At 63.2% G+C, this 23,940-nt stretch carries 23 protein-coding genes; 17 read left to right on the forward strand and 6 right to left on the reverse strand.

Annotated elements, in window-relative coordinates; translation table 11 throughout:
- Positions 1-246 precede the first annotated feature (246 nt).
- The 5 genes from ACR65N_RS02125 (at position 247) to ACR65N_RS02145 (ending at position 4,561) form a co-directional block, all read left to right on the forward strand.
- Positions 247-1,008, forward strand: coding sequence for an SDR family oxidoreductase (locus tag ACR65N_RS02125; RefSeq protein WP_440455537.1), 762 nt, complete (start codon positions 247-249; stop codon positions 1,006-1,008).
- Positions 1,005-3,041 carry an excinuclease ABC subunit UvrC gene (gene uvrC / locus ACR65N_RS02130; protein ID WP_440455538.1) on the forward strand — a complete coding sequence of 679 codons (2,037 nt, stop codon included), beginning with the start codon at positions 1,005-1,007 and terminating at the stop codon, positions 3,039-3,041. Before ACR65N_RS02125 ends, uvrC begins: the two co-directional genes overlap by 4 nt.
- Before the next feature lie 193 nt (positions 3,042-3,234).
- Positions 3,235-3,822, forward strand: coding sequence for a CDP-diacylglycerol--glycerol-3-phosphate 3-phosphatidyltransferase (pgsA, locus tag ACR65N_RS02135; protein ID WP_430305241.1), 588 nt, complete (start codon positions 3,235-3,237; stop codon positions 3,820-3,822).
- Positions 3,819-4,076, forward strand: coding sequence for a molybdopterin converting factor subunit 1 (gene moaD, locus ACR65N_RS02140; RefSeq protein WP_430305242.1), 258 nt, complete (start codon positions 3,819-3,821; stop codon positions 4,074-4,076). Before pgsA ends, moaD begins: the two co-directional genes overlap by 4 nt.
- Before the next feature lie 20 nt (positions 4,077-4,096).
- Positions 4,097-4,561 carry a molybdenum cofactor biosynthesis protein MoaE gene (locus ACR65N_RS02145; RefSeq protein WP_440455539.1) on the forward strand — a complete coding sequence of 155 codons (465 nt, stop codon included), beginning with the start codon at positions 4,097-4,099 and terminating at the stop codon, positions 4,559-4,561.
- A 34-nt stretch (positions 4,562-4,595) separates the two neighbouring features.
- On the opposite strand, the gene ACR65N_RS02150 is transcribed toward ACR65N_RS02145, so the two are convergent.
- The 3 genes from ACR65N_RS02150 to ACR65N_RS02160 all read right to left on the reverse strand — a co-directional run bounded on the left by ACR65N_RS02150 (position 4,596) and on the right by ACR65N_RS02160 (position 6,595).
- On the reverse strand, positions 4,596-5,270 hold the full coding sequence (locus ACR65N_RS02150) for a spermidine synthase (protein ID WP_440455540.1): 675 nt from the start codon (positions 5,268-5,270) through the stop codon (positions 4,596-4,598).
- 103 nt (positions 5,271-5,373) lie between these two features.
- Positions 5,374-5,796, reverse strand: a complete 423-nt coding sequence (gene ndk / locus ACR65N_RS02155; protein ID WP_128444735.1) for a nucleoside-diphosphate kinase — start codon at positions 5,794-5,796, stop codon at positions 5,374-5,376.
- Between the two features lie 115 nt (positions 5,797-5,911).
- Complete coding sequence (locus ACR65N_RS02160; protein ID WP_440455541.1) at positions 5,912-6,595, reverse strand: glutathione S-transferase family protein; 684 nt, start codon at positions 6,593-6,595, stop codon at positions 5,912-5,914.
- A 142-nt stretch (positions 6,596-6,737) separates the two neighbouring features.
- Between ACR65N_RS02160 and ACR65N_RS02165 the strand changes: the two genes are divergently transcribed.
- The 5 genes from ACR65N_RS02165 to ACR65N_RS02185 all read left to right on the forward strand — a co-directional run bounded on the left by ACR65N_RS02165 (position 6,738) and on the right by ACR65N_RS02185 (position 12,498).
- Positions 6,738-7,247, forward strand: coding sequence for a DinB family protein (locus ACR65N_RS02165; protein ID WP_440455542.1), 510 nt, complete (start codon positions 6,738-6,740; stop codon positions 7,245-7,247).
- 49 nt (positions 7,248-7,296) lie between these two features.
- Positions 7,297-9,180, forward strand: coding sequence for an ABC-F family ATP-binding cassette domain-containing protein (locus ACR65N_RS02170; protein ID WP_440455543.1), 1,884 nt, complete (start codon positions 7,297-7,299; stop codon positions 9,178-9,180).
- Positions 9,181-9,239: 59 nt separating this feature from the next.
- Entirely contained in the window at positions 9,240-9,410 is a 171-nt protein-coding gene (locus tag ACR65N_RS02175) for a type II toxin-antitoxin system VapC family toxin (protein WP_440455544.1), read from the forward strand.
- Positions 9,411-9,458: 48 nt separating this feature from the next.
- Positions 9,459-11,522 (forward strand): prolyl oligopeptidase family serine peptidase, encoded by a 2,064-nt coding sequence (locus ACR65N_RS02180; RefSeq protein WP_440455545.1) that lies wholly within the window; start codon positions 9,459-9,461, stop codon positions 11,520-11,522.
- Positions 11,523-11,631: 109 nt separating this feature from the next.
- Positions 11,632-12,498, forward strand: a complete 867-nt coding sequence (locus ACR65N_RS02185) for a polysaccharide deacetylase family protein (RefSeq protein ID WP_440455546.1) — start codon at positions 11,632-11,634, stop codon at positions 12,496-12,498.
- 66 nt (positions 12,499-12,564) lie between these two features.
- On the opposite strand, the gene ACR65N_RS02190 is transcribed toward ACR65N_RS02185, so the two are convergent.
- The 3 genes from ACR65N_RS02190 to ACR65N_RS02200 all read right to left on the reverse strand — a co-directional run bounded on the left by ACR65N_RS02190 (position 12,565) and on the right by ACR65N_RS02200 (position 15,337).
- Positions 12,565-13,173 (reverse strand): nitroreductase family protein, encoded by a 609-nt coding sequence (locus ACR65N_RS02190; RefSeq protein ID WP_440455547.1) that lies wholly within the window; start codon positions 13,171-13,173, stop codon positions 12,565-12,567.
- 221 nt (positions 13,174-13,394) lie between these two features.
- The gene (locus tag ACR65N_RS02195) at positions 13,395-13,844 is read right to left on the reverse strand and encodes a DNA polymerase III subunit chi (protein WP_440455548.1); all 450 of its coding nucleotides are present in this window, start codon (positions 13,842-13,844) and stop codon (positions 13,395-13,397) included.
- An 8-nt stretch (positions 13,845-13,852) separates the two neighbouring features.
- The gene (locus ACR65N_RS02200) at positions 13,853-15,337 is read right to left on the reverse strand and encodes a leucyl aminopeptidase (RefSeq protein ID WP_440455549.1); all 1,485 of its coding nucleotides are present in this window, start codon (positions 15,335-15,337) and stop codon (positions 13,853-13,855) included.
- 174 nt (positions 15,338-15,511) lie between these two features.
- Here ACR65N_RS02200 and ACR65N_RS02205 point away from each other — a divergent pair, with 174 nt between their 5' ends.
- From ACR65N_RS02205 to rsmA, 7 genes are all read left to right on the forward strand, one after another.
- Complete coding sequence (locus ACR65N_RS02205; RefSeq protein ID WP_440455550.1) at positions 15,512-16,306, forward strand: phosphatase PAP2 family protein; 795 nt, start codon at positions 15,512-15,514, stop codon at positions 16,304-16,306.
- Between the two features lie 81 nt (positions 16,307-16,387).
- The gene (lptF, locus tag ACR65N_RS02210; protein WP_440455551.1) at positions 16,388-17,566 is read left to right on the forward strand and encodes an LPS export ABC transporter permease LptF; all 1,179 of its coding nucleotides are present in this window, start codon (positions 16,388-16,390) and stop codon (positions 17,564-17,566) included.
- Positions 17,563-18,651 carry an LPS export ABC transporter permease LptG gene (gene lptG / locus ACR65N_RS02215; protein ID WP_440455552.1) on the forward strand — a complete coding sequence of 363 codons (1,089 nt, stop codon included), beginning with the start codon at positions 17,563-17,565 and terminating at the stop codon, positions 18,649-18,651. Before lptF ends, lptG begins: the two co-directional genes overlap by 4 nt.
- Positions 18,651-21,014, forward strand: coding sequence for an LPS-assembly protein LptD (locus tag ACR65N_RS02220; RefSeq protein ID WP_440455553.1), 2,364 nt, complete (start codon positions 18,651-18,653; stop codon positions 21,012-21,014). Before lptG ends, ACR65N_RS02220 begins: the two co-directional genes overlap by 1 nt.
- Positions 21,015-21,143: 129 nt before the next feature.
- Complete coding sequence (locus ACR65N_RS02225; RefSeq protein ID WP_440455554.1) at positions 21,144-22,085, forward strand: SurA N-terminal domain-containing protein; 942 nt, start codon at positions 21,144-21,146, stop codon at positions 22,083-22,085.
- Positions 22,082-23,113 carry a 4-hydroxythreonine-4-phosphate dehydrogenase PdxA gene (gene pdxA / locus ACR65N_RS02230; RefSeq protein ID WP_440455555.1) on the forward strand — a complete coding sequence of 344 codons (1,032 nt, stop codon included), beginning with the start codon at positions 22,082-22,084 and terminating at the stop codon, positions 23,111-23,113. Before ACR65N_RS02225 ends, pdxA begins: the two co-directional genes overlap by 4 nt.
- Positions 23,113-23,940 carry a 16S rRNA (adenine(1518)-N(6)/adenine(1519)-N(6))-dimethyltransferase RsmA gene (rsmA, locus tag ACR65N_RS02235; protein ID WP_440455556.1) on the forward strand — a complete coding sequence of 276 codons (828 nt, stop codon included), beginning with the start codon at positions 23,113-23,115 and terminating at the stop codon, positions 23,938-23,940. Before pdxA ends, rsmA begins: the two co-directional genes overlap by 1 nt.

Here is a 23,940-nt window from a genome sequence, read left to right on the forward strand (position 1 = left end):
GAATTGATTGTGGCGCGCGAATGGCAGAAATTGGATGTTGCTTTGCCGCAACATGTATTTCGTTAACCTTACTCGAAGGTAAACAGAAGTATTACATGTTGAACTACTGGTCACGGCCGCGTGACTACATGACGATTCCATAGCTGAACAAAAGTCTTCTGGCAAACGATCCGGCGACTTGATGATCTCGTAAAGCTTCGGCATGAAGTCGCTCTCCAAGATCGGCCTGAAAGGACTGAACGAACCTTGTCTTCCTCCCGTAGCGTACTTGTAACTGGCGGTGCCAAAAGAATGGGCCGGGCAATTTGCGAGGATCTCGCCCGACATGGCTATGGCGTCGCGGTGCATGCGGATCGTTCGATCGAAGAGGCGGAGGCTCTTGCCGCCTTGCTTCGGGCGGAAGGTTATCGGGCGATCGCGGTCAAGGCCGATCTTCTCGACGAGAAACAGGCCGACCAATTAATCGATTCTGCGGCAAAAAAACTTGGGCCGCTGACCGGTCTCGTCAACAATGCCTCGATCTTCCTGGCCGATACGGCAGATGCCTTCGATGCAAAAATCTTCGACAGGCATTTCGGCATCCACGTGCGGGCGCCATCGATCCTGTCGGCGGCGCTGCTGCGCCATTTGCCGGCGGATGAAGATGGGCTCATCGTCAACATCATCGACCAGCGGGTGTGGAAGCTGACGCCGCAGTTCTACTCCTATACCCTGTCGAAAGCGGCCTTGTGGGCGGCGACGCAGACACTGGCGCAGGCCTATGCGCCACGCGTCCGGGTCAATGCCATCGGCCCCGGCCCGTCGTTCCGCAGCGCCCGCCAGTCGGAACAGGACTTCGCCCGGCAGGTCGCCGCCCTGCCCCTCGAGCATGGGCCCACGGCCATGGAATTCGGACAGACGATCCGATTTCTTTTTGACACTCCGTCCATCACGGGCCAAATGATAGCCCTAGATGGTGGCCAGCATCTGGCCTGGAAAACGCCTGATGTGGCGGAGATCATTGAATGAACGGAACGAAACTGCCCGAGGGCGGCGTTCTTTATGACGAATCAGATGAAGATGACGACGACATCGTCCAGCCGGACGGCGACGCCGCACGTGTCGTGTCGGGCATCGAATGGCATGAGGGTCTGAAGAACGAATCCGGCCTCAAGGGCGCCGAACTGATTGCCGAATTCGTCAAGCACCTGCCGAACGCGCCCGGCGTCTACCGGATGTTCAACGAGGCGGGCGACGTGCTGTACGTCGGCAAGGCCCGCAGCCTGAAGAAGCGCGTCAGCAACTACGCGCAGGGCCGTGTGCACTCCAACCGGCTGACGAAGATGGTGCGCGAGACGGCGCAGATGGAATTCGTCACGACCCGCACGGAAACCGAAGCGCTGCTGCTCGAAGCCAACCTGATCAAGAGGCTGCGTCCGCGCTACAACGTGCTGCTGCGCGACGACAAGAGCTTTCCCTATATCATGCTGACGGGCGACCACCGGGCGCCGGCCATCTACAAGCATCGCGGCGCCCGGGCCCGCAAGGGCGACTATTTCGGCCCGTTTGCGTCGGCGAGCGCCGTCGGCCGGACGATCAACTCGCTGCAGCGCGCCTTCCTGCTGCGCACCTGCACCGACAGCGTCTTCGAGGTGCGCACCCGTCCCTGCCTGCTCTACCAGATCAAGCGCTGTTCGGGACCGTGCACCCGCGAGATCTCCGACGCCGACTATGCCGAACTGGTCAACGAGGCCAAGGATTTCCTGTCCGGCCGCAGCCAGAACGTCAAGGCGACCATTGGCCGGCAGATGACCGAGGCTTCCGAGGATCTCGATTTCGAACGGGCGGCCGTGTACCGGGATCGCCTCAGCGCGCTCAGCCACGTGCAGAGCCACCAGGGCATCAATCCGGCCGGAGTGGAGGAGGCGGATGTCTTTGCCATCCACCATGAGGGCGGGCTGACCTGCATCCAGGTATTCTTCTTCCGCGCCGGGCAGAATTGGGGCAACCAGGCCTATTTCCCGAAGGCCGATCCGCAGCTGACCGGCGCCGAGGTGCTGAACGCCTTCCTGGCGCAGTTCTACGACGACAAGCCGGTGCCGCGCCAGATCCTCTTGTCGGAGACGATCGAGGAACAGGACCTGCTCGCCCTGGCGCTGAGCGAGAAGGCCGGCCAGAAGATCGCCATCCTGGTGCCGCAGCGGGGCGAGAAGAAGGACCTGACCGACCACGTCCTGTCGAACGCCCGCGAGGCACATGGCCGCAAGCTTGCCGAGACGGCTTCGCAGGAGCGCTTGCTGAGGGGCTTTGCCGAGACCTTCGGGCTGGCGACAGTCCCGCGCCGCATCGAGATCTACGACAACTCGCACATCATGGGCACCAATGCCGTCGGCGGCATGGTTGTCGCCGGACCGGAAGGCTTCGTGAAGGGCCAGTACCGCAAGTTCAACATCAAATCGACGGACATCACCCCTGGCGACGACTTCGGCATGATGCGCGAGGTGATGACCCGCCGGTTCTCACGTCTCTTGAAGGAAGAAGGGCTGCCCGATCGCACCGCCCGGCCATCCCCCGAGGATGCGGCCGATGCCGGCTTCCCGGCCTGGCCGGACGTCATCCTCATCGATGGCGGCCAGGGACAGATGTCGGCGGTGCGCAAGATCCTCGACGAGCTGGGCATCCGCGAGGTGGTGACGGCGATCGGCGTCGCCAAGGGCGTCGATCGTGAGGCCGGTCGCGAACGCTTCTTTGCCGACGGCCGCCAGGATTTCTCGCTGCCGCCGCGCGATCCCGTCCTCTATTTCGTCCAGCGGCTGCGCGACGAGGCGCACCGCTTCGCCATCGGCTCGCATCGGGCGCGGCGCAAGAAGGAAATGGTCAAGAACCCGCTCGACGAGATCTCCGGCATCGGCCCGACGCGCAAGCGTGCGCTGCTGCAGCACTTCGGCACCGCCAAGGCCGTATCGCGGGCCGGCATCAGTGACCTGATGGCTGTCGAGGGCATCTCGGAAGGCGTCGCCAAGCACATCTACAACCATTTCCACGAGAACCGCGCCGGCTGACGTCCGACCGGCCCGGATCGCCCATCACGGCACCGCCTGCCTTAACCACGGCAGCCCGCATGCCTCGATAACGACGTAAACGAGCCGCACCACAGGAGGGTTGGCCAAGGCTGCAGCAATTCAGTCAGATTGCGTGTTGACGCTCCGGCGTCTAAGCATCAACTAGAAGCACATATCAGGTAACAGGTCCGCCATGGCGTCGCGCGCATACAACATCCCCAATCTCCTCACCTATGCGCGCATCCTGGCCGTGCCGTTGATCGTCGTGTGCTTTTTCGTCGAGGGCCGGCTGGAGAGCTCGGATTTCGCCCGCTGGATGGGCCTGGCTATCTTCGCGATTGCCTCGATCACCGACTATTTCGACGGCTACCTCGCGCGCATCTGGAACCAGACGTCGAATATCGGCCGCATGCTGGATCCGATCGCCGACAAGCTGCTGGTCGCCTCGGTGCTGCTGCTGATGGCTGCCGACGGGACGATCGCCGGCTGGTCGCTGTGGGCGGCGATCACCATCCTGTGCCGGGAAATCCTCGTGTCGGGACTGCGCGAGTATCTGGCGGCGCTGAAGGTGGCGGTGCCGGTGACCCGGATCGCCAAGTGGAAGACGACGATCCAGATGGTGTCGATCGCCTTCCTGCTCGCCGGACCGGCGGGCGACAAGTTCGGCCTCTACACGACGGCAACTGGCATCACGCTTCTGTGGATCGCGGCGCTCCTCACCATCTATTCCGGCTACGACTACTTCAAGGCCGGGCTCAAGCACGTGGTGGACGCAGAATGAGGGTCAAGCTGGTCTATTTCGCCTGGGTGCGCGAACGCATCGACAAGCCCGAGGAGGACATCGACCTTCCGGAGAGCGTCGTGACGGCAGGCGATCTGCTGGATTACCTGAAGACGCTCGGCGAAGGCTATGAAGCGGCGCTGCAGTATCCGGATGTCATCCGGGTGGCGGTCAACCAGGAGCATGTCGATCACGACGAGCCGATCGCCGGCGCCCGCGAGATCGGCATCTTTCCGCCGATGACCGGCGGCTGAGCCGCCTTCCGGAGAACAGCATGACGTCCATCGTCCCGACCATCCGCGTCCAGGCAGAGGATTTCGACCTGCAGGCGGAGATCGATGCGCTGACGGGCGGTCGCCGGGATGTGGGGGCGGTGGTCACGTTTTCCGGCCTCTGCCGCGACGAAGGCGGCAGCCTGACAGCACTCGAACTCGAGCATTATCCGGGGATGGCAGAAGCCGAGATGCGGCGGATCGCCGAACTCGCCGTGGACCGCTTTTCGCTTCTCGGGCTCACCGCCATCCACCGCTACGGCAAGATCGCTCCCGGCGGCAACATCGTCCTGGTCATCGCCTCGGCATCGCACCGGCAGGCAGCCTTCGACGGCGCCAGCCTGATGATGGATTTCCTGAAGACGGCGGCGCCTTTCTGGAAGAAGGAGCATCTTGCCGACGGGACGTCCGGCGGCTGGGTGGCCGCCAAGGATGCCGACGACGCGGCCCGAGACAAGTGGCTCTGACGCCTCCGGCGACCAACCCCGCTCCGAATACCTCTTACGGCTTCACCGCCAGCCAGATGACATGCCGCGCCCCGCTGCGCTTGGTGCTCGCACGGGCCTTGACGGCTTCCGCATGGAAGCCGCTGTCCTTGAGGCGACGCGTGAATTTGGCATCCGGCCCGGAAGACCAGACGGCGAGAACGCCGCCCTTGCGCAGCGCTTCGTGCGAGGCGCGTAGCCCCTGATGATCGTAGAGGCTGTCGTTGCTGGTTCGCGTCAGGCCGTCGGGACCGTTATCGACGTCGAGCAGGATCGCATCGAAGCCCGCACCGGAGCTGCGGATCAGTTCGCCGACATCGCCGACATGGATAGATACGCGTGGATCGTCGAGGCATCCCCCGAAAACCTCGGCCATCGGCCCGCGCGCCCATTCGACCACCGCCGGAACCAGTTCAGCAACGACCACCTTCGCATCCGCCGGCAGCACGGCAAGTGCTGCACGCAGGGTGAAGCCCATGCCAAGACCGCCGATCAGCACGACCGGCTTCGGCCGGTCCCTGATGCGTTCCTGCGCCAGTATCGCCAGAGCCTCTTCCGAGCCGCTAAGGCGGCTGTTCATCAGCTCGTTTGCACCGAGCATGATCGAGAATTCCTGGCCGCGCTGTTTCAGGCGCAACTCGGACTTGTCGCCCGGTACTTTGGCGGTATCGAGCTGGATCCACGGCAGCATCGGCAGGTTTCCTCACGCAAAAGAAAGCCGCCCGCAAGAGGATCTCGCGAGCGGCTTTACCAATAGTCTTACATCCAGGCTCTCCGGAAGACCGGAGACAGGTTCAGCCGACGATTTCGGTCTCTGCGAACCAGTAGGCGATTTCCTGGGCAGCGGTTTCCGGAGCGTCCGAACCGTGCACCGAATTCTCGCCGATCGACAGCGCAAACTGCTTGCGGATGGTGCCTTCGTCGGCGTTGGCCGGGTTGGTGGCGCCCATGATCTCGCGGTTCTTGAGGATGGCGTTCTCGCCTTCGAGAACCTGGACGATCGTCGGGCCGGAGGTCATGCCTTCAACCAGTTCGCCGAAGAACGGACGTTCCTTGTGAACGGCGTAGAAGCCTTCGGCTTCGCGCTTGCTCATCCAGACGCGCTTCGAAGCAATGACGCGCAGGCCGTTGTCTTCGAAAACCTTGGTGATCGCGCCGGTCAGGTTGCGCTTGGTTGCGTCGGGCTTGATCATGGAGAAGGTGCGTTCGATCGCCATTGCCAAAAATCCTTATTGTCAGGGAATGAGTGGGCGGTGTTTAGCCGCCCCGAATCACGAAGACAAGAGGGCTCCGGGAATTTCACGCGGCCGTCACAAGCCCGGCTGCGCAGGCTCAGGCGACCGCCCTGCCCTTGCCACCGTAGAGATCAAGGCAGCGCTCGAACCAGTCGCTGACCGGATCGTCGGCCGGCAGCAGAGTGAGCCTTGTCGTCACCCGCACCCATTGCAGGGCGCCAAAAAGGATGTAGTCGGCAAACAGCGGCCCTTCGCCGCCGATGAAGGGCTGATGTTTCAATGTCTGGCGGATCGCCTCGAACCGGCTTGCAATCGTGGAGATTTCAGCATCCCGGTCGGCATGCACGTCTTCCAAGTTCCTGCCGAGCCGCGCCTCGCGGCTGTGACGGAAGTAGATCTGGTCCGTCTCTCCCAGCAGGTCGTGAATGTCCTTGATGGCGACCTTGACCAGCGCCGGATGGATCAGGGTATTCGACACGCTTTCGACAAAGCGCGACAGCGCCTTGCCGCCTTCGCCGCCGAACAGCGTCGGGCCGTCCGGATAAGTTTCTTCCAGGTAGAGCGCGATGTCGAAGCTGTCGCGGATCAGCAGGTTACCATCGCGCAGGATCGGCACGGTTTTCGAGAAACCGTTCTCCAGCGTCGGGATCTGCGTGAACGGCACCGGCTTCTCGATGTAGTCGAGCCCCTTGTGGGCGAGCGCCAGCGACACTTTCCAGCAGTGGGGCGAAAACGGCCGCTTGTCGTCGCGGCCACACAGCGAATAGAGAATTCTGGTCATCCGGATCATCGTCCTGTTGCGTTCGGCGCCCATTGAACCGCAGCCGGGCCCCAGATCCAATCACGAAATTTTATCGGTGCCATCACAGGCACGACGCGCGGTATGCGATAGGGTGCTGGAGACCATTCAGAAAGGGAACCGGATGCTTCGCCATTACCAGATGCTTGCCGATTACAACCGGTGGGCCAACGAGCAGGTTTATGCCGCCTGCGCCGCGCTGACCGACGCGGACTATCGGACCGACAAGGGCGCCTTCTTCGGATCGGCGCACCGGACGCTCAACCACATCCTGGCGGCCGATCGGATCTGGCTGAAGCGCCTCTCCGGGACCGGCGACGCGCCGAACTCGCTCGATGCCGTTCTGTACGACGATCTCGACGGCCTGCGTGCCGCGCGAGTGGTCGACGACCGCCGGATCATCGACTGGATCGATGGATTGACGGCGCAAGCACTTGCCGGCCTCGTCTCCTATACGCCGATCACCGTCGCGACGCCGATCACCCAAACGCTCTCGCCTCTTCTTGCGCATGTCTTCAACCACCAGACCCACCACCGCGGCCAGGTGCATGCGACGCTTACGGCGCTCGGCCAGCCATCGCTGGCGCTCGACCTCGTCTATTTCCTCAGACGGGAGGGACAGTGCTGGCAATAGCGCCCCGCCCGGCTTGCCACGGCCGGAAACTTCGGTCAAAACCGCGCGCATGATCACCATTACCGACCTTTCGGCGCGCATCGCCGGCCGCCTTCTCCTCGACCATGCCAGTGTCAGCCTGCCGACCGGAACGAAAGCCGGCCTTGTCGGCCGCAACGGTGCCGGCAAGTCGACGCTGTTTCGCATCATTACCGGCGATTATGCGTCGGAGACCGGCGACGTTACCCTGCCCAAGGCGGCGCGTATCGGACAGGTGGCGCAGGAAGCGCCGGCAACCGAAGAGTCGCTGATCGACATCGTGCTTTCCGCCGACAAGGAACGCACGGCGTTGATGCTGGAATCAGAAACCGCAACCGACGCGCACCGGATCGCCGACATCCAGATGCGGCTGGTCGATATCGACGCCCACTCGGCCGAAGCGCGGGCGGCAAGCATTCTGGCCGGCCTCGGCTTCGACGCCGAAGCGCAGCTACGCCCGGCCTCCTCCTTCTCGGGCGGCTGGCGGATGCGCGTCGCGCTCGCGGCGGTGCTGTTTTCGGAGCCGGATCTGTTGCTGCTCGACGAGCCGACCAACTATCTCGACCTGGAAGGCACGCTGTGGCTCGAGGACTACGTGCGGCGTTATCCACACACCGTCCTCATCATCAGCCATGACCGCGACCTCCTGAACAATGCCGTCAACGCGATCGTCCATCTCGACCAGAAGAAGCTGACCTTCTACCGCGGCGGCTATGACCAGTTCGAGCGCCAGAAGGCCGAGAACGACGAGTTGCAGATGAAGTCGAAGGCCAAGAGCGACGCGGCGCGCAAGCACCTGCAGACGTTCATCGACCGATTCAAGGCCAAGGCTTCCAAGGCCAAGCAGGCGCAGAGCCGCGTCAAGGCGCTGGAGCGCATGGGAACCGTCGCCTCGGTGATCGAGGACCATGTGCAGCCGATCAATTTCCCGGAACCGGACAAGCAGCCCTCCTCGCCGATCGTCGCTATCGACGGCGGCTCGGTCGGCTATACGCCCGGCCAGCCGATCCTCAAGAACATCACCCTCAGGATCGACAACGACGACCGCATCGCGCTGCTCGGCTCGAACGGCAACGGCAAGTCGACCTTCGCCAAGTTCATCTCGGGACGGCTCGCGGCTGAAAGCGGCAGCGTGAAAACGGCGCCGAACCTGAAGATCGGCTTCTTCGCCCAGCACCAGCTGGACGACCTGATCCCCGACCAGTCGCCGATCGAACACGTCCGCCGGCTGATGCCGGACGTGCCGGAAGGCAAGGTTCGCGCGCGCGTCGCGCAGATGGGACTGGCGACCGAGAAGATGAACACCGCCGCCAAGGACTTGTCCGGTGGTGAAAAGGCGCGGCTGCTGATGGGGCTTGCGGCGTTCCACGCGCCCAACCTGCTGATCCTCGACGAGCCGACCAACCACCTCGACATCGACAGCCGCCGGGCGCTCATCGAAGCGCTCAACGACTATAACGGCGCGGTTATCCTGATCAGCCACGACCGGCACCTGATCGAGGCAACCGTCGACCGGCTGTGGCTGGTCAACAACGGCACCGTCACCTCGTTCGAAGGCGATCTGGAAGAGTATCGCAGCCTGATTGTCTCTTCGGGTAAAAAAAAAGAAGAAAAACCTGAAATCGTAATCGATACGGGCTCGAAGGCGGACCAGCGCAAGCTTGCCGCCGAACGCCGCGCCTCGCTCGCGCCGCTGAAGAAAAAGATCAACGAAATCGAGGCCCTGATGAAGAAGCTGGAGGTTTCGATTCAGGCGCTTGATGCAGAGCTTGCGGATGTCTCGCTCTACGAGAAATCACCCGCCAAGGCCGCCGACAAGGTGAAGCAGCGCGGCGAGGCAGCGGCGAAACTCGCCGGCGCGGAAGAGCAGTGGCTGGAGCTTTCGACCGAATACGAGGAGGCGATGGCGGGCTGAGTTTGCCATCCTTTCCGCACTGGGGAATGTGCGCTAGTGTCCGGACGTACATTCACGAGGTGACGCGCGAGACTGCCTTCGCCGCGCTTGATGCGTTTTCACGCTATGGCAAGGGCCACCATCCGGCCCGTCTCAATTTCGGCGATCGTTTTCCCTATGCCGGAGCCAAGGCCGCCGCCGGCGGCCTGCTCTACGTGGGCGACGATTTTCGCCGAACCGATCTTGGCTGACGGCCATCGAAGATTTTCAGGCAAAGAATGACAGCAGGGAGCGGCATCATGGATCTGTTTCTCGAAAGCGATGATGATCCCGCCACGCGTGCGTTCGTCGAAGAGCGCAATGCGGATTCGCAGGCGGCGCTCGATACGCCCGCCATGCGCGAGGATGCCGAGGCGCTGCAGCTGATGATGGAGCGCGACGATCGGCTGATCCTGCCGGCCCGGCGCGGCAACTGGCTGTTTGATTTCCGGCGCAGCAAGGACAATCCGCTTGGGCTCTGGCGGCGGCTGCCGGCGGATCAGGATCCTCTGCCGAACGCAGAGTGGGAGACGGTATTCGACCTCGATGCCTTCTGTGCATCGGAAGGCAAGCGATGGATCTATGCCGGCGCCGTGACCTGTCCATGGGAGCCGACGCGGGTTCTGCTGCGGCTTTCGGATGGCGGATCGGACCTCACGCGGCTGCTCGAATTCGACGCCGAAGCGAAGGAAATCGTCGCCGGCGGCTTTGATCTGCCGGCGGTGCGGTCGCATGCCAACTGGCTGAGCCGCGACGAGATCTGCTATTTCGGCGCGATCGACGAATTTTCGGCAACGATGTCCGGCTGGCCGCGGGTCGGCCGGCGGTTGCAGCGAGGCGTTGCGCCGCAGGAGGGATCCATCCTCTACGAGGCCGCCCGCACCGACGTCTACGGCTATGCCTTCGTCATCGACCCGGCGCTCGGTGATGCGGTCATCGACGACCCTAGCGGCGACCGTCGACAGATCCATGTCTTCTTTGCCGGGCACCAGATCGGCAAGATGAGCATCCATGCGGAGGACGAGAAAGGCGCGCTGCGGCGCCTCGACCTGCCCGTCGACATCGAGGCCGACCTCAATCACAGCCATTGTCTGTGGCTCGCCAAATCGGACGAGGCGGTCGCTGCCGGAAGCCTCGTGCTGCAGCGTCTTACGCCGTTCGGTGCGGCTCCGCTCGATGCGGAGCGGCAGATCATCTCGCTGCCGGCAGGCGGACGGTCGATCCGGCAGTTCCGGCTGTTGCGCGGTCATGCGGTCTGGATCGCAGAGGACCGCCTGGTCCCGACAATGTTCGTGCTCGACCTCACCAGAACCGATGCCGAGCCGCTGGAGGTCGCGCTGCCGGAGGGCGTCGAGTCGGTGAGTTTCACGCCGCGCTTTGCCGATCTGCAACTGGGCGACGATACGCTCTGGGTCGTCGGCCAGGGCTTTCTGCTGCCGCCGACCCGCTATTTGCTCGATCCATCGGAGCAGCGGGCGCCGCTGGCCCTGAAGGAGCCGCAGGCCTCCCCCGCCTATTTCGATGCCGAAGGGATGACGAGCGCCTTGCTGGAGGCAGTATCGGAGGACGGTACCCGCGTGCCCTATCACCTGGTTCTGCCGAAGGCATTCAAGACCGGCGAACTGCCGGTGCTGATCTATGGCTATGGCGGCTTTGCCGCATCGCTCGGCCCGCACTATTCCGGAACGACCGGGCGCTGGCTGGAACAGGGTGGAGCCTATGTGCAGGCCTATATCCGCGGCGGCAGCGAGTTGGGGCCGCAATGGCATAGCGTCGCCAAACGAGAAGGCCGACACAAGGCATTCGAGGATTTTGTCGCCATCGCCCGCGATCTGGTCAAGCGCGGCTACACGAAGCCGTCGCGGATCGCCTGCACCGGCGCCAGCAATGGTGGTCTGCTGTCGGCCGTGATGCTGACGCGCTACCCGCAGGATTTCGGCGCCGTCTGGTGCCGCGTACCGGTGATCGATATGACGCGCTTTCAGCAGTTTCCGGCCGGCCGGGCGTGGATCGACGAGTACGGCGATCCGGACGACGAGGAGGATCGGCGCTTCATGCTGGATTACTCGCCGCTGCAGGCGATCCGCCCGGCTTCGCAACAAAGCTATCCGGCACTGTACATCGAAAGCTCGTCGAACGACGACCGGGTGCATCCCTCGCATGCGCGCCGCTTCGCCCTGCGTCTTGAGCAGGCCGGCCACCGGCCGCTGTTCCACGAGTTCGGCTCTGGCGGACACGGCGGCGCCGGCAATTCGGCGGAAATGGCGCGACGCACGGCGATGGGCTACAGCTTTCTGCGGGGGGCGATCCTCGAACCCCGGTAATTGTCGGGCTGGGCAGGAGTTCGCCCATCTCGAAGATACCGACTGTTAACCATGATCGGAGACAGTGCCGTCACCTTCTTCCGGCACCTGTCATCCGAGTCGTTCCCCAATGTCCCTTCGCGTCGTCTGCGTCGCCGCCTCCTTTGCATGCCTGCTTTCCGCCTGTGCCGGCCGCGTTCCGAGCGAAGGCGGCACCTTTGTCTCCGCCTTCGCCGCGCATCCCGCGATGAAGCCGTCGACGGCGACCGATGCGGACACACCCGTTCCCCTGACACCCGCCGCCTGGGGACGCGTCGCCAACCCTTCCAGCCTTGCGGGCCGGACCATCGACGTGAGTTCGCTCGAGGATATCGCGCTGCGCGACAAGGAAGTGGTGCTGACGTTCGACGACGGCCCGATGCCGAAGAAGACGGAGCGGATCCTTGCAACGCTCGACGAGTTCGGCGTCAAGGCGACCTTCCTGATGGTCGGGGAGATGGCGCAGGCGTATCCGCAGATCGCCCGGGAGGTCGTCAGCCACGGCCACACGATCGGCAGCCACACCTATCACCACGCCAACCTGCGCAACCTCTCCTTCGATGAGGCTATGGCGGAAATCAACAAGGGTAGGAAGGCGGTCAGCACGGCCACGCGTGAAGATGTCGGCTTCTTCCGCTTTCCGTATCTGTCGGATACGCGGCGCCTGCGCCGATCCGTCGCCAGCGAGGGCATGGTGGTGCTGGATGTCCAGGTGGATTCGAAGGACTATTTCAGCGAAAGCCCGGCAGCCGTTGCGACCCGGACCATGCACGCGCTCAGCGCCCATCGCCGCGGCATCATCCTGCTGCACGATATTCATGTGCGGACGGCCGCCATGCTGCCGGCGCTGCTGACCCAGATGCGCGCCGAGGGCTATAAGGTGGTGACGTTGCGCCGCAAGGCGCCTTCCCTGCTGATGGCATCAGTCCAAACCGCGACCGCCGGCGAAAGCCATTAACCACGGTCTAGATGAGAACGGCCTCCACGTGGGAGGCCGGCTTGCTCTTGCCGAAGATGCAACGGCTCAGGCTTTGCTGAACTTCCCGCGAAACGCGGTGGCTGCGAGCGGATGACGCTGGCTCGGCACTTCGCGCGCCTGCAATCCTTCCGGAAGGCTGGAAGCGTCGCCCTGGCAGCCGATGGCGATGGCCGCGTGCAGGACGAAGGTTTCCGGCATGCCGGTGACGGCCGCCATCGCGCTGCGGTCGAAACCGGCCATGGCATGCGATGCCCAGCCGGCGATGTGCGCCTGCAGGGCGAGATAGCCCCAGGCGGTGCCGGCGTCGAAGGCATGGCTGCCGTTTTCGGAGGCTTCGGTCTTTCCGGGTGCGGTGAACTTCGTGTCGGAGGCGAGGATCACCAGAGCCGATGCCTTCTGCGCCCAGGTCTGGTTGAACGGCAGAATGGCGCCCAGAATACCATCCCACGCGGCGTCACCGCGCAGTGCATAGACGAACCGCCAGGGCTGCGCATTGAAGGCGGAGGGTGCCCAGCGGCCGGCCTCAAGCAGACCGAGCAGTTCCTGTTCCGTTATCGCCGCATCGGTGAAGGCGCGCGGCGACCAGCGCTCGGTGAAAAATTCGGCAATCGGATGATCCGCTACGCGGGCGGCGGTCGGGCTGTTGGCGGTCATGGGATGCGGCTCCAGGTCAATGATGACTACCAGCTACCAAGCGATATTGCGCTGCACAAGTGACGTCGGAAGAACAGGGAGCCAGCTGACCGTCAGCGATGCGCGGGATCTGACCGCCGCTGCCAACGCCATCTGCGTAATGCCGAGTGCCTGATGCCCACCAGCTCTGGCTTGACACCGGTCCGGCAGACTGCCGAGCCGGCGACCAGCTTGGGCAAGCGTCAGGCCTTCTTGACCCAGCGGCCGTCCGGCGCCTGCTGCCAATAGGTGAGATTATGTCCGCCGCCCTTCAGCCGCTTCCACTGGCTGCGCGCCCCCTCGAGCTGGGCGGCATCATATCCGTCGAACATGAAGACCACCCGCTCATAGGCTTCTATCTCAGGCGGCTCGGCGCCGTCGACAAGGAAGCGGATGTTTCCGCCATTGGCGTTTTCGGGAGAGACCGTCAGCAGCACCGGCTGGTCTGCCGGATGCGCCGACTGATCCGTGCCGTGCGGCAGGAAGCTTTCCTCCCGGTAGGTCCAGAGATGCTGGTCCAGCGCATCGCGCCGCTCCTCGCCGACCGTCTGCAGCACGACTCGCCAGCCACGCTCGACGCTCTTCTCGAGGAGCGCCGGAAGCGCCTCCTCGAGCTTCGATTCGGTCAGGTGGTAGAACAGCACCTCTGTCATGATGCGGCTCAGGCCTCGTAGCGGTCGCGGACCAGCTGGTCGAGAAGCCGCACGCCATAGCCGGAGCCCCAGGACTGGTTGAACTCGTTGGCCGGCGAGTTCATTGCGGTACCGGCGACGTCGAGATGCGCCCAGGCGGTCTCGCCGACGAAGCGCTTGAGGAACTGGGCGGCAGTGATCGAGCCGGCAAGACGTCCGCCGCTGTTCTTCATGTCGGCGAACTTCGAATCGATGATCTTGTCGTAGTCCTTGCCGAGCGGCATGCGCCACAGCTTCTCGCCGGTCTCTTCGCCGGCCGCCAGCAGGCTCTCCGCCAGCTCGTCATCGTTGGAAAACAGGCCCGCGTGCAGGTTGCCGAGTGCCACGAGGATCGCGCCGGTCAGCGTCGCAAGGTTGATCATGATCCGCGGCTTGAACCGCTCCTTGCAGTACCAGAGCGCGTCGGCCAGCACGAGGCGGCCTTCGGCATCGGTATTGATGATCTCGATGGTCTGGCCGGACATCGAGGTGACGATGTCTCCCGGGCGCTGGGCATTGCCGTCAGGCATGTTTTCGACAAGGCCGAGAATGCCAACGGCGTTGACCTTGGCCTTGCGTGCGGCAAGCGTATGCATGAGGCCTATCACCGCGGCTGCGCCACCCATGTCGCCCTTCATGTCTTCCATGCCGGCACCGGGCTTGATGGAAATGCCGCCTGTATCGAAGACGACGCCCTTGCCGACGAAGGACACTGGCGTCTCACCCTCGGGCCCACCCTTCCACTGCATGACTGCCAAACGGGCGGGACGCGCAGAGCCTTGCGCCACGCCGAGCAGCGCGCCCATGCCCAGTTCCTGCATCTCTTTCTCGGTGAGGATCTCCACCTCGACGCCCAGCGTTTCCAGCGCCCGGGCGCGATCGGCGAATTCTTCCGGGCCGAGCACGTTGGGTGGAAGGTTGACCAGTTCGCGCGCCAGGTTGACGCCGCCGGCCACCGCCTGCGCCTGCTCGAAGGCTGCTGCCGCCTGCTCGTGAGCGGCGGTGACGATGGTCACGGCAACCTGCGCCGGCGCCTTGTCGTCATCCTTCTTGGTCTTGTAGGCGTCGAAGGAATAGGCGCGCAGCAGCATGCCGAGCGCCACATCGGCGGCCTGCTCCGCGGATACCTCGAGACCGGGCACGTCGAGGAAAACGGTCATCCGTTCGGCGCGCTTGGCAAGACTTGCGGCCTTGCCGCCGGCACGCAGCCAGTCCAGCGCCTTCAGCTCATCGGCCTTGCCGAGGCCCAGCACGACGATCCGGTCGAACGGCGACTGATGCGGCGCGAGGATATCGAGCACCGCCATCTGTTTGCCCGAATAGGCCGATACCGCGCTGGCCTTGCCGATGACGGCACCCGGATCTGCGGTTGCGGCGCCGGCGGGAGTACCATCACCCTTGAGCTTCAGGAGGACGGCCAGGCCGGCCTCTTGCGGAGCGGACGGGGCAAAGCGGATGGTGAATTGAGAGGACATCGTGTCTCCAGGAAGCAAGTTCGAATGAGATGAACGAGCACCAGACCTAAGGCATGGCGAAGGCCCGAACAAGGCGTCGAGCAAGGACAGCCGGTAAAGCCTTCAGGTGGCATCTTGCCACTGCCTTCTCAACTTGCTTAATGTAGACACGCTGGCAATCGAGGCAAACCCGTTTTGGCATACATCTACCAGACACGTCGGCCGTTTTCGAAACGGCGCCTCCGGGTTCTGTTCAGTCGGCCCCAGGCCTGGCTCGTCACCCTGCTGGCGCTCTGGTGGCTTCTTCTGGCGTTCTTCTACGCCGTGCCGCAGCTCGACATCGTGGTTGCACGGGCCTTCTTTCAGGAGATCACCTGCACCGCGTCGGCGCACACGGCGCGTATCTGCGGCCTGTTTCCGTATGCGAGCGAAGGCGCGCTGATCGCCGTGCGCAAGATCTTCTTCTACCTGCCGGCGCTCTCGGCGATCACCCTGCTAGTCCTGCTGATTCGCAACCTCCAGCATCACGGGGCGACCTACAATCCGGTGAAGACGCGGCAGTACTCGATCGCGCTGATCGCCTTCGGCCTCGGGCCCTATCTGCTCGTCAACCTCATTCTGAAGACCATTTCTGGGCGCCCGCGTCCCTATGAAACCGACCTTTTCGGTGGCCACCAGGTGTTCACCGCCGCCGGGACCCTTGATGGCGGCTGCATCAACAACTGTTCGTTCATTTCCGGCGAAGCCGCCGGCGCCGGCTGGATCGCCTGCCTGGTGGTTCTTCTTCCGCCTCGCCTGCGGCTGATCTTCGCGCCGCCGATCATCGCGTTCTGCCTGATCTCGCCGGCTTTGCGCATCACCTTCGGCGGCCACTACCTCTCCGACGTGCTTCTGGGCTTCCTGTCGTCATGCGTGATCTACGCCGCAGTCGCGACGTATTTCGAAATGACACAGAGCGCGAGAAAACGTACTCAGCAAACAGCTTTGTGACGTTTGAGCTGTCGCATTCTTCCCTGAAATTGCTTAGATGCCGGCTAGCGCCGCGATGACAGGACGGCGTGGCGGATCTCTATGAAACTTCTTGAGCTCTACATCTTCCGGCGCGCGTTCCAGATGTTCCTGGTTACCCTGTTGCCGGTGCTGACCATCATCTGGACGATCCAGGTGCTCGGTCGCATCAATCTGGTGACGGATACCGGTCAGTCGATCGGTTCGTTCGCGACGCTTGCGACATTCATCCTGCCGACGATCATCCCGGTGGTCCTGCCGTTCGCCATCGTCATCGGCGTGACGCAGACGCTGAACGCGATGAACAATGATTCGGAGCTGGCAGTCATCGATGCGGCCGGATCGGCCCGCTCGGTGATCTATCGGCCGGTGATCCTGCTTGCCGTCCTGATGGCCGCGTTCTCCTTCCTGATCACCAACTTCGTCGAGCCCGCGTCGCGTGTCAGCGCCCGCGAGATGGTCGCCGAGGCCTATGCAGACCTGTTGTCCTCGGTGATCGAGGAAAAGACCTTCCGCAGTATCGAAGAAGGCCTCTACGTGCAGATCTCGGAGCGACATTCGAATCGCGTGCTGACCGGCATCTTCCTGGTCGACTACCGCGATCCGAACTGGGACCTCATCTATTACGCGCGCGAAGGCTCGATCGCCGAAGACGGCAAGACGCTGACGATGCGTGACGGCGAAGTACACCGGAAGGCCAAGGACGGTCGCATCTCGATCGTCAAGTTCGTCTCCTATGCGTTCGATCTTTCGTCGATGACCGAATCGACCGGTGAAGCGCCGGTCTTCTCCAGCGACCGCAGCCTGGCGTTCCTGCTGAACCCCGACCCGACGGACAAGACCTTCCTCGCCTCCCCCGGCAGCTTCCGGGCCGAACTGCACCGGCGCCTGTCCGACTGGATCCTGCCGATCGTCTTCGCGCTCCTGTCGCTGGTGGTGACAGGCGGCGCACGCTCGAGCCGCCGCGCCCGGCTGCATCCGATGGTCGTTGCGCTGGCGATCTGCTTTGCGCTGCGCTGGCTCACCTTCTACGTCACCAATCTCAGCCGAAACAATTACAGCATCACCCCGCTCATCTACGGCGTGCCGATCGCCTTCGGCCTGCTGGCGATCTTCATGCTGGCAACCAACCGGCAGCTGACCATGCCGTCGCTCCTCACCGATTTCACCGGACGCTGGGTGGGCAAGGCCCGTAACCGTCTGGTGAATGGTGCAAGCGGATCCAAGGGAGGCGCCGCATGATTCCGGTAACCCTCAGCCGCTACTTCTTCAAACGCTATGTGATCACCGCAATCTGGTTCTTCATCGGCGTCTGCGGCATCATCTTCCTTGCGGATTTCAGCGAGACGAGCCGGCGCATGTCGGGCTTCGTCGGCTATACGGTGCCCGGCGGCCTGCTGATGAGCACGCTGCGGCTGCCGCTGATCTTCCAGCAGACGATCCCGACGCTGACGCTGTTCATCGGCATGACGACGCTGATTGCGCTTAACCGGCGCTCCGAACTGGTCGTCGCCCGCGCCGCCGGATTGTCCGTCTGGCAGTTCGTCATGCCGTTCGTCGTCGGTGCCTTCCTGATCGGCGTCTTCGCCATGGCCGTCATCAATCCGATCTCCGCCTGGGGCCAGAGCAAGGCCAGCCTGATGGAGACGGACTGGCGCAAGGCCAGCAATGCCGCCAAGGCCTCCAACTTCCTGCCGTGGATCCGCCAGATCAGCAATGACAACGATACGGTCATCGGTGCCAAGGGCTACGAGGACGGCGGGACTCAGCTGTTCGACGTGGTGCTGTTCCATTTCGACAAGGACGGCCGCATCGTCATGAGACAGGATGCAGCGACAGCGACCTTGGAAGATGGTTATTGGAACCTTAACAACGTTCTGGAAACGCGTACCGGCTCGCCGCCGACCCGCAAGCCGACGGCACAGGTGCGCACCAATCTGAAGCGAGAATTCCTTCAGGAGAGCAATACCAAACCGGAAAGCGTTGCTTTCTTTGACATTTTACGAAAAATCGAAGTAGCTCGGTCTTTCGGTATCTCGACCAAGGCGCTCGAGACCCAATTCCATTCCTTGTTGTCGCTGCCGCTTCTCTTGGTGGCGATGACCCTCATCGCCGCAACCGTTTCCCTTCGCTTCAGCCGTATGGCGCAGTCGCGCTCGGTGATTCTGGGTGGAATCGTGTGTGGCTTCGTGCTTTATGTCGTGACGGTGCTCGTAAGGGCATTCGGGAGCAGCGGAGTTGTTCCACCCTTCGTGGCGGTCTGGGTTCCAGTCGTCGTCGCGATGGCACTCGGGGCAACAATTCTGCTTCATCAGGAGGATGGCTAGTGGCGGTAAATGACCGCGGGACTATCAGACGGCTTCTCGCAGCCCTGCTGACCAGCACGGCTGTGGCCATGACGGCCGTCTACCCGTCGACCGTTATGGCGCAGGGATCTCCCCTGGCGCCGGAAGTCGCCGATGGAGCAAAGATGCTCCTGCGGGCGAACGAACTCACCTATAATCAGGATGCCGAGCGCGTCACTGCCGTCGGCGGCGTGCAGATCAACTACAACAGCTACCGGATGGTGGCGCAGCGCGTCGAATACGATCAGAAGAGCGGCCGCGTGATGGCCACCGGCAACATCGAGCTGATCGAGCCGGGCGGCAACCGCATCTATGCGGATTCGCTGGATGTGACGGACAATTTCGGCGAGGGATTCGTCAACTCGCTGCGCGTCGAAACGACTGACAATACCCGTCTTGCGGCAGAGAGCGCCGAGCGCCTGCCGGAAGAAAAGATGGTGCTGAACAACGGCGTCTACACCGCCTGCCTTCCGTGTGCTGCGCGTCCCGACCGCGCGCCACTGTGGCAGGTGAAGGCACAGAAGGTTATCCGCGACGGCAAGGCCCACACGATTCGCCTGGAGCGCGCGCAATTCGAACTGTTCGGATTCTCGCTGGGCAGGCTGCCCTTCCCGATCACGGTTCCGGACGAGACCGTCGAGCGCAAGTCGGGCATCCTGTTTCCGCGCATGAGCGTGACGCAGAAGCTCGGCTTCGGCCTGACCGTTCCCTATTACCATGTCTTCTCGCCGAGCATGGACGCAACGATCAGCCCTACCTACTACACGAAGCAGGGCCTTTTGCTGGCGGGCGAGTTGCGCAACCGATTCGAGACCGGCGAGCACACGCTGCGGGTGGCGGGTATCGACCAGAAGAGCCCCGGCACGTTCGACAAGGGCTCCAGCGACGAACGCGCCGATCAGCGCGGCATGATCGCCTCCAAGGGCCGCTTCGAGATCAATCCGCGCTGGACCTTCGGATGGAACGTCATGCTCCAGTCCGACAACAATTTTTCGAAAACCTACAGGCTTGCCGGCTACAACACGACGCCGTTCACCAACGACATCTACCTGAACGGGCTCGGAACGCGCAATTCGTTCGAACTGCACAACTACTACTTCGACGTTCAAGATACGGACTATGCCCGCACTGCCGAAAAGCAGCAGGCCGTCGTCTATCCGTCGCTTGACTACACCTATTACGCACCGGAACCGATCTACGGCGGCCAGCTGTCGATCACAAGCAACTTCACCAACCTGTCGCGCAAGCAGGATGACTTCTATACTGAAGGTTCGTCCGCCCGTTTCCGCGGCCTGGAAGGCAGCTACACCCGCTTCACCACGGAAGCCGAGTGGAAGCGGACGTTCACCACCGACGAGGGTCTGCTTCTTACGCCGATCCTGGCAGCACGAGGCGACGGGATCCGTCATACCGGCGACAGCGCACCTAGCTTCCTTGGCTACGACGCAAATGCTGCGGCCTATAGAAATTACACCTACGGCGGCGACTTCGAGGGTGCGGGTGGCGCATCCCGCTACATGCTCACGGCCGGTCTCGAAGCCCGCTACCCGATCCTGATGACCACGGCGACGAGCAGCCACGTGCTGGAGCCGGTGGCCCAGATCTTCGCACGTCCGGACGAACAGATGGCCGGCGGACTGCCGAACGAGGACGCGCAAAGCTTCGTCTTCGATGCCACCTCGTTGTTCGAGCGCGACAAGTTCTCAGGCTATGACAGGGTCGAGGGCGGTACACGCGCCAATGTCGGCATCCGCTACACCGGCACGTTCGACAACGGCATCGGCCTGCGCGGCCTGTTCGGCCAGTCCTACCACCTGGCCGGGACGAACTCGTTCGATACGCCGGACCTCCTGAATGTCGGGGCTCAGTCCGGTCTCGAATCGGATGCGTCGGACTACGTCGCGCTTGCAGCCGTCGATCTGCCGCAGGGTTACAGCGTGCAGGGCCAGGGCCGTTTCGACGAGAAGAGCTTCGAGCTGGAGCGTGCCGACGTGGCATTGACCTACGCTCTGCCGCGCGTCAGTGGCGCTGTCGTCTACACCAACATCCAGGCCCAGCCGGACTACGGCTTCCAGAAGGAAGCGGAGTATCTGAAGACGGCAAGCTCGCTGCGCATCAACGAGCAGTGGTCGCTGTCGGGATCGACGACCTGGGACATCAACAAGAACGAGGTCATTCGGCGCGGCCTGGGCGTCACCTATGCCGACGAGTGCACGGTGTTTACGGTCGCCTATACGGATCAGCCGGACAGCGCCGATGCCGACGACTGGACGGTCACGGCACGGTTGAGCTTCCGAACCCTCGGCGAAATCGCCGTCGGATCGACTGATCTCGACGAGGAATAGCCGTCGACGCAGGCGGTTTGTTCCAATCGTCATTGTTTCGCCGCATGAAGTATGCAATCCAGCGGCTGATCTAAACGCGACAGAAGCGCGGCCGGGACGGCCGTGCGTATGCCAGGAAGGACGAGATAGATGTTTGCCAGCGTAGCATGGAGGCGTGTCGCCCTTGCCGCCACAGCACTCGCCGTCTCCTTTGTCGTAGAACCGGTGCAGCAGAACGCGTTCGCTGCGACCCAGGTGGCTGCGGTCGTCAACAAGACGCCGATTACCAATACCGACGTTGCCAAGCGCGTCGCATTCCTGAAGCTGCAGCGGCGCACCGGCAATCTGCAGAAGATGGCCCGTGACCAGCTGGTCGACGAAGCCCTGAAGCGCGACGAGATCGCCCGTGTTAGAGGCTCGGTGAGCACCGAGGACGTCGACAAGGCGTTCGAGCGGTTTGCCGCCAGCAACAAGATGAACGTCACGCAGATGACCGGCATCCTCAGCCAGGCAGGCGTAGGTGCGGACCACTTCAAGGCGTTCATCGCCGTGCAGATGAGCTGGCCGCGGCTCGTCAACTCCCGTTACGGCGTCGGCAAGATGTCGTCGGAAGAGCTCGTCAAGCGGATGATGCAGAACAAGGAAAAGCCGGTCACTACCGAATATTACCTCAAGCAGGTGATCTTCGTCGTGCCGGCTGCCAAGCGCAACGCCATCCTCGGCAAGCGCCAGAAGGAAGCCGAAGCCTCGCGTTCGAAGTTCCCGGGCTGCGACCAGGCCAAGGACTTCGCCAAGACCATGCTCGACGTGTCGATCCGCGATCTCGGCCGGGTGATGAAGCCTGAGCTTCCGGAAGACTGGAAGCCGTTCATCGAGAAGGTATCCGGCAACGGCACCACCCAGTCCCGCGTCACCGAACGCGGCGTCGAATTCCTGGCGATCTGCACCCAGCGTCAGGTTTCCGATGACGCGGCGGCGGAAGTCGTGTTCCGCGCCGAAGACCTGGGCAAAGAAAAGAAGGACGGCGAAAGCGCCAACGAGGCGAAGTATCTTGAGGAACTGCGTAAGAAGGCGCAGATCGTCTATCCTTGAGCCCCGCCGGCAGATCAGACCGGCCGCTGGCCCTGACGCAGGGCGATCCCGCCGGGATCGGCCCTGACATCACCATCGCCGCGTGGATGCGGCGACACGAGCTTTCCCTGCAGCCCTTCGTCTACATCGGCGATCCGGATGCGCTTGCCGCACGGGCTCGCATGATCGAGATCGATCTTCCGATCAGCGAAGCCACCGCTGCCACCGCATGCTCAATCTTCGCCGATGCCCTCCCCGTCCTGCCGATCAAGATCGGTTCGGAAATCGAGGCCGGTCGTCCACATGTCGCCTCGGCACGCAGCACGATCACAGCGATCGAGACGGCTGTCGCGCTGTCGCTCTCCGGCGAGGCGAGCGCCACGGTTACCAATCCGATCGCCAAGTCCGTCCTCTATGAAGCAGGCTTCGGCTTTCCCGGGCATACGGAATTCCTGGCGGATCTCGCAGAGCGGGCGACGGGTCGGCCATGCCGGCCGGTAATGATGCTCGCCGGGCCGAAACTGCGGGCAATCCCGGTCACCATCCACATTCCGCTCAAGGACGTAGCGACAGCGCTGAACGAGGATCTCATCCTGGAAACGTGCCGGATCGCCGCTCATGACCTTCGCCACCGTTTCGGGCTCCTGCATCCGCGTCTGGCGATTGCCGGCCTCAACCCGCATGCCGGCGAAGACGGCGCAATCGGCAGGGAAGATCTCGATATGATAGAACCGGCGATCGAGATCCTCCGTCGGGAGGGAATCAACGCCGTCGGTCCGTTGCCGGCGGATACGATGTTCCACGACGAAGCGCGCACGCGATACGACGTGGCGATCTGCATGTATCACGACCAGGCTCTCATCCCTGCCAAGGCGCTCGGCTTCGATGACAGTGTCAATGTCACACTCGGCCTGCCGTTCATCCGCACCTCGCCGGATCATGGCACTGCCTTCAGCCTGGCCGGCAAGGGTATCGCGCGGGAAAGCAGCCTGGTTGCCGCCCTGCGGCTGGCCGGCGAACTGGCGGCCCAGGCAGGATTGCAGCATTAATGGCCACTCTCGACGGACTTCCGCCGCTCCGCGACGTCATCGACCGGTTCGGCCTCGACGCCCGCAAGGCGCTCGGCCAGAACTTTCTCCTCGACCTGAACCTCACCCAGAAGATCGCCCGGACAGCCGGACCGCTTGAAGGCGTCACAGTCATCGAGGTCGGACCCGGACCCGGTGGGCTGACCCGGGCGATCCTGTCGCTCGGCGCCAAGAAGGTGATCGCGGTCGAACGCGATCCGCGATGCCTGCCGGCACTGGCGGAAATCGAGAGCCACTATCCGGGGCGGCTGGAGGTGATCGAGGGCGATGCGCTGAAGACCGATTTCGCCTCTCTCGTGCCGGATGGTCCAGTGCGTATCATCGCCAACCTTCCCTACAATGTAGGGACTCAACTGCTCGTCAACTGGCTGCTTCCAGCGACGTGGCCGCCGTTCTGGCAGTCGATGACGCTGATGTTCCAGAAGGAAGTAGGCCAGCGGATCGTCGCCGAAGAAGATGATGACCATTACGGCCGGCTGGGCGTGCTGTGCGGCTGGCGCACGGAGGCGCGGATGGCGTTCGATGTGCCGCCACAGGCCTTCACCCCGCCGCCGAAGGTAACGTCGACGGTCGTCCACCTGACGCCGCGCGACAACCCCCTGCCCTGCGACGTCGCAAAGCTCGAGCGCGTGACGATGGCCGCATTCGGCCAGCGACGAAAAATGCTGCGCCAAAGCGTCAAGTCGCTTGGTGGTGAGGCGTTGCTGCAGAAGGCCGATATCGATCCGCAGCGGCGGGCCGAGACATTGTCGGTGGAAGAGTTCGTCAGGCTGGCGAACGCACTCTGA

Source organism: Rhizobium sp. SAFR-030, assembly GCF_059415005.1.